The following is a 5,641-nucleotide window of genomic DNA, read 5'->3' on the forward strand; positions in this document are numbered from 1 at the left end:
CAAGTTTTCCTTTTAAAGTTTCCCAGAGAATATCAATAATTTTTTCGGTTTGTTTTCTTCCTTGATTTAACAGGTTTAAATCCGTAGGATAACTAATATCTGCCGGGGCACAACTTGCATCTAAAATTAATTTGCCTCGATTTTCGGGTTGACTTTGGCTTTCACTTTCTAACTTTTTTGCGGTGTTTTCTTCTCCCTTTATTTATCTCGCATTTTTGACCATAAAGCGATTCACTTTATTAATTAGGGTCTGCTGAAAAAGTTTTTCGGTGGGGGTTGGGGGTTGGGGGATGGGGGATGGGGGATGGGGGATGGGGGATGGGTTTTACCGATTTTCAGGTGGTCAACTACCTAATTTTCAGGGAAAATTAAGGTACTTTTTCTCTGAAAATTAGCTAATTGACCAGATGAGAATCGGTAAAAACCTACACCCCACACCCCACACCCCACACCCCACACCCTGTCCCCACAAGAAACTTTTTGCCGCAAACCCTAGTTAAAAGGTATAGGAAAGTGGCAAGTGGGAAGAGAGAGTTTGCCTTTAAAAATCCCAAGTTAGTAGATTTACAAAAATGGGATGCAGCCGCTAAAAAACTAACTGGGAGAAGATTGTTTACTTGATCTTACCTTGAGATTCACATTGAAAACCTTCATCGTGCCAAGCTTCTAAATCAACGGAATTTAAGGGAATGACTTGCCAACAGGGGGGATAGATTAATTGTCCCACAAAAGCCCAAATTATACTTCTAGTCACATCTAACCCAGTTTTTAGCTTTGATTCGTTATTACCCGGGATACCAATTTCTCGGACTGCATCGATTTCTACTGCTATACCATGGGATTGCAAGTGAATTTCTGCTAACCATTTAGCGCGGGGTAAATGAGTAGGAGAGGTGACAACTTTTACTTTATGTACTCCCCATTGTTTTAAAATTGGCACGGCAAAGAAAAAATTGCCGAAGGTAGAATCAGCACACTTTTCTAACCAGACGTTAGTTTTTGGCGCTTTTGCCCGTTCAAATAGTAATAAAATACAGGGGTCTTTCGAGCCTTGGGAAATTAAAATCGGTATATCGGGGTATTGCTGGGCTAGATTGGCTACATAAATTTCCCGACGAATGCTGCCCCCCAAAACTAAGATGGCATCAATGGGTTTTTGTTGATTAATTGGCCAGCGGATGGCTAAATTAATCGCTAAATTAAGGATAATAAACCCAAAAACCAGAATCGGAGTTATTTTTAGCCATCTTTGCCAATGCCGGTGTTTACGGGCAACATTTTTCGTTTTTTTCGCCATTGTTAGAGACGGTGTAACAATTGTGCTTTGATAATTTTTTCTGCGGGGTTGAGTTTGACTAATTGTGAACCTGTCCCGTCTTTACCCGTAACTGTCACAGTCTCTACCTCTAAGGGTAGTTTTCGATTCTGATTGGTACTTAATAACACTATACTCCCCTCCTGCGCCGCTACCATGGCCGCTAAACTATCCTGTTTGTTAACGAATTGTAAAGCGGGTGAACCAAGATCGCCTAATTGTGATAGACGTAAATTCTCGATCGCCAGTCTTTTCCCGTAACCTAATCCCGAAATCAGCAGCAGATTTTCCCGATGAGGGAGAGAAACACAACCAGCTAGATTTTCCCCGTAGCGCAATCGCAAAATTGCTAAACCCTGGGCAGATTTACCCATAATTGGCAATAATTCCTCGCGCACGGGATAACGCAACACCCGACCGCTACTGGTGGCGATCGCTAAGTCCAGGCCCTCGTGAGTAAAAATAGCGCCATATAGGCGATCGTCTTCTTTCAATTTCATGAGGGACAAACCCCGACTACCAACCCCCTCTAATTCATCGATTGAAAGCCGCTTTATTCGCCCCTGTTGACTCAGTAAAAGCAATTCTTGATTTTTTTGAGGTTCCGTCAAGAAAAATTGATTTAACACGGCTTCTGAATCTTTTTGGGCGGTTTTGGTCAGCAGACGGTCGATTAACACCGGTTGATTGTCTTTTGGAGGAACTTCCCGGGTAGCAATCGGGTAAGCTTTAGCATTATCGAGGATAACTAGGAAATTTTCCCGTTTTTCGATCGCCTGTTGATAGATAATTAAACCCCGGTCCGGGACTCGCTCTTCTGGTGTCGTCCAACTAATTTTATCTTCGGCATCAAGCAATAAAATCGCATTTTCTGGGGGTTCTTGGGGCGTAAATAGGCTTAAACTCGGTGTATTCTCACTCTCAGACTTTTTCTTAACTTTATTCTCCTGTTTATTCCCTTCTGACTTGAAAGAGGGTGTGGGGTGTGGGGTGTGGGGTGTAGGGAAGGAAACCTCTTTCATCTGTGGGGGTGAAAATTTTTTCATCGGGACTGACTCCTGCTTTTTAACCACAGAATCCTGTTTCTTCCCTGCTGCCTGCTCCTTTGTCCCCGCTCCCTTCTGACTGCTCCCTGCTCCCGACTTCCCAGTGCGAATTTTTGTCCGTCTGCTATCGGCGAATTTTTTCTTTAAAGAGCGCAATTCTTTTTTCAGAGACTTGAGAAACTCCTGACGGTTATGGAGGAGAGTTTCCAACTGTTGAATTTTTGTTTGTAATTCCGTCGCTTCCGTCTCTAATTTTTGTCTTTCCAAACCGGTTAGACGACGTAGGGGCATAGCCAAGATAGAATCAGCTTGAGCGTCACTAATGCCCAATTCTGCCTGAAAACGGTACTTAGCCGTCGTCCCATCGGGAGCATTTTTGAGAATATCCACCACTCGATCGATATTCTGCAAAGCTAATAATAAACCCTCGACTAAGTGTAAGCGATCGCTGGCCTGTTGCAACTCATCGCCATACTGACGGGTGAGAGTTGTTTCTCGAAAGCGCAAGAATTCCTGTAAAACTTGTTTTAAAGATAACTGCCGGGGTTGATTATCGACCAAAGCGAGGATAATCGCCCCAAAATTAGTCTGTAGGGCCGTTTGTTGGTATAAAGCCGCCAAAACCTGCTGCGGTTGACTTTCCCGCTTTAATTCAATCACCACCCGAATGCCTTCGCGATTGCTTTCATCGCGGATATCGGCAATTCCCTCCAATTTCCCTAAATTGACTAATTCGGCGATTTTTTCAATCCATGCCGCCTTATTCACCTGAAAAGGCAACTCAGTAACCACAATTGCCGTCCTTTCCCTTCGGCGCTTGCCCTCAATGATAATTGTTTCAGTTTTCGCCACTCCGCGCACGGGAATAATCCCCCTACCAGTGCGATAAGCCTCGCGAATGCCGGTATCATCTAAAATCTCGCCTCCCGTGGGAAAATCGGGACCGGGGATAATTTCTACTAACTTTTCCTCGCTTAAATCGGGATTATCAATCAAAGCGATTAAACCTTCCACCACTTCCCCTAAATTATGGGGAGGAATATTAGTCGCCATCCCCACCGCAATACCTGAACAACCATTAAGAATGAGTATCGGTAACTGAGCGGGTAAAACAACGGGTTCCTGTTGAGAATTATCAAAATTACTGTTGAAATTAACGATAGCTTCGCTAATTCCCCCCAAAACCGCCTGATCACCGATGCCGGCCAAACGGGTTTCTGTATAACGCATGGCTGCTGGGGGGTCGTTATCGATCGAACCAAAGTTACCATGGCCCGATAAAAGTGGGTAACGACTGGAAAAATCCTGTACCATACGAACCAGTGCCTCGTACACTGACTGATCGCCATGGGGATGATATTTACCCAAGACATCCCCCACCACCCGCGCACATTTGCGAAAAGGGCGATCGGGGGTTAAACCCAGTTCGTGCATAGCGTATAATATGCGACGATGTACTGGTTTTAAGCCATCCCGTACATCCGGCAACGCTCGCCCCACGATCACACTCATGGCATATTCTAGATAGGAGCGTTCCATCTCTTGGTGTAAAGCCGTGGGTATAATTTGACCACTAGCTAAGAAATCCAGTTGTTTGGCCATGAGTCTCTCGTTTTCAATCTGTCTAGCTGTGAATCATAAGGCATTTTGCCCGTTTTGACCTTGTTTATCCCTGAGCATCCCTATGACGACTGTTTTGATTGTAGAAGACGACCCGATTAATTTTCGCGTTTTTGCCAAAATTTTGACCAAACGAGGTGGTCTAGAGGTTAAAGGGACTGAAGACGTGGAGGAAGTGCTTCGTATTGCTCGGGACAAGGAAGCGGACGTGATCTTAATGGATGTCTCCCTCTCCCATAGTGTCTATGAAGGGAAAGCGGTAGATGGTATTAAAATCAGCCAAATTCTCAAAGCTAACCCCGAAACCGCCGATTTACCTGTTATTCTCGTCACCGCTCACGCTATGGAGGGCGATCGAGAGAATTTTCTCAAGCAGAGTCAGGCCGATGGTTATATTTCTAAACCCGTGGTTGATCACCAAGCTTTTGTTGATCAAATTTTGGCGATCGTTGATCGGGAGTCGGTGTAAGCTTTGAGTCTTCTTTTGTTAGTATATCAGTATTGATCTAGACCGGTGGCTTTGAGTTTACCCCCAACAGCTATCTCCCTAATCCTCAACTCTGCCATAGATGGCGTAGGCTCGATCGAGCGACCAGGCCCACATCTGATCCCCTAGGGAAAAATGCCACCATTCCCCCTTATGTTGACTAAATCCCGCCTCCTCCATCACTTTAGCCAATAAAACTCGTTTTTGATGATAACTCTGTTCTCGCGGGCTTTTTGCGGGGATATAATAATCGGGATGCGATCGCTCTCCGATCTCATCGATTTCTCCCCCCATGTCGATGGCTTGTCCCTTCTCGTCAACTAGGGTAATATCGATCGCCGCTCCGGTACTATGGGGAGGCGGGGTGGCGGCATTATCGCTGGGAACCGCCCAAATAGTGTAAACTTCTGTTAAAATCCCTTGACTTTCTGCCTCCGATAGTTTCTCTTTGGCTAATCCTCTTGTGTCTAGGAGAGTCTGAAAAGTATAATCGACCATAAATTGTTGCACTTCCACTGGTCGATAGGCATCAAAAATCAAAATTTGCCAACCGGGTTGATAGACTTGCAGACGGTTTTGAGCCTCAATCAGAGCATTTAACACCCCTTGTCGCAAAAAATAGGGAGATTTACCCCGATAATTAGCCCCTAATTTCTCGTAAGCATGGGGAGAAGGTATAACAAACTTATCTGCGGGTATAGGTACTAGGGGTTCCCCGCATTCACGAATAGGAATTTTTTGGTAGGGTTTCATCGCGTCGTCGGGAAACAGTAATTTTATTGATTGTCAACTCGATCGCCAGTTTACCGGAAAGACTAGATAGGGTCTGCTGAAAAAGTTTTTCGGTGGGGGTAGGGGGTTGGGGGTTGGGGGTGGGGGGTTGGGGTGTGGGGTGTGGGGTTTTACCCATTTTCAGGTGGTCAATTACCTAATTTTCAGGGAAAAAGTCCCTGAATTTTCCCCCCAATAACTCCAAGGGGCGGCACTTTTTGAGGGAAAAAAAGTCTAAAAACCTTGTTGGATAAGGTTTTTAGATTTATTCAGCAAAGACTAGATAGGGGAAATGCGGCCGGGAAAATCCAGGGACGTTTACGGGTAAATTGATACTCCCATCGCTAAAAGCGAGGGATTCTTGGTTCATCGAGTTTCCTTGATCTGGCAGGACGTATCCAA

At 45.0% G+C, this 5,641-nt stretch carries 5 protein-coding genes and 1 pseudogene; 1 reads left to right on the top strand and 5 read right to left on the bottom strand.

Annotation, left to right across the window (positions count from 1 at the left end; translation table 11 throughout):
- The 3 genes and pseudogenes from IM319_RS22705 to IM319_RS07530 form a co-directional block, all read right to left on the bottom strand.
- A pseudogene (locus IM319_RS22705) lies at positions 1-247 on the bottom strand (IS5/IS1182 family transposase); the annotation flags it as partial.
- A 366-nt stretch (positions 248-613) separates the two neighbouring features.
- Positions 614-1,297, bottom strand: coding sequence for a YdcF family protein (locus IM319_RS07525; RefSeq protein ID WP_287735177.1), 684 nt, complete (start codon positions 1,295-1,297; stop codon positions 614-616).
- Positions 1,298-1,299: 2 nt separating this feature from the next.
- Entirely contained in the window at positions 1,300-3,963 is a 2,664-nt protein-coding gene (locus IM319_RS07530) for a DNA gyrase/topoisomerase IV subunit A (RefSeq protein ID WP_287735179.1), read from the bottom strand.
- Positions 3,964-4,045: 82 nt separating this feature from the next.
- Between IM319_RS07530 and IM319_RS07535 the strand changes: the two genes are divergently transcribed.
- The gene (locus IM319_RS07535) at positions 4,046-4,450 is read left to right on the top strand and encodes a response regulator (protein WP_286823950.1); all 405 of its coding nucleotides are present in this window, start codon (positions 4,046-4,048) and stop codon (positions 4,448-4,450) included.
- A 78-nt stretch (positions 4,451-4,528) separates the two neighbouring features.
- Here IM319_RS07535 and IM319_RS07540 read toward each other — a convergent pair whose 3' ends face one another.
- Positions 4,529-5,221 (bottom strand): M15 family metallopeptidase, encoded by a 693-nt coding sequence (locus tag IM319_RS07540; RefSeq protein ID WP_287735180.1) that lies wholly within the window; start codon positions 5,219-5,221, stop codon positions 4,529-4,531.
- Positions 5,190-5,378, bottom strand: coding sequence for a hypothetical protein (locus IM319_RS07545; protein WP_287735181.1), 189 nt, complete (start codon positions 5,376-5,378; stop codon positions 5,190-5,192). Before IM319_RS07545 ends, IM319_RS07540 begins: the two co-directional genes overlap by 32 nt.
- Positions 5,379-5,641: the final 263 nt, after the last annotated feature.

The sequence above is a fragment of the Microcystis sp. M113S1 genome (assembly GCF_020246945.1).
Lineage (GTDB): Bacteria > Cyanobacteriota > Cyanobacteriia > Cyanobacteriales > Microcystaceae > Microcystis.